1 protein-coding gene is annotated in these 284 nt (G+C 41.9%); it reads left to right on the top strand.

Translation table 11 applies throughout. The features are described from left to right. Positions 1-82: 82 nt before the first annotated feature. Positions 83-284 (top strand): type II toxin-antitoxin system Phd/YefM family antitoxin (locus BCT81_RS16300; protein WP_102425115.1); only part of this gene is annotated, 202 nt, incomplete at its 3' end.

The following is a 284-nucleotide window of genomic DNA, read 5'->3' as shown; positions in this document are numbered from 1 at the left end:
CGAATCACTCTTAAGCAACTTGTTATACCGCTTGGTTGAGGCTAAAATGACCAATATAAAGACCACTTAAGAGACCGATTATATGACCACTAGAATTTTAGCCGATGTCGCTGCAAGCATTACTGAGTTGAAAGCTAACCCTATGAAAGTTGCAACTAGTGCTTACGGCGAACCTGTTGCTATATTAAACCGAAATGAACCGGCATTTTATTGCGTACCTGCCGAAGCGTACGAAATGATGATGGACAGACTCGAAGATCTTGAACTACTCGCTATCGCTAAAG

Source organism: Vibrio sp. 10N.261.52.A1 (genome assembly GCF_002876325.1).
GTDB lineage: Bacteria > Pseudomonadota > Gammaproteobacteria > Enterobacterales > Vibrionaceae > Vibrio > Vibrio chagasii.
The sequence above is the reverse complement of the archived record's forward strand: the minus strand, read 5'-3'. Positions and strand labels throughout refer to the sequence as shown.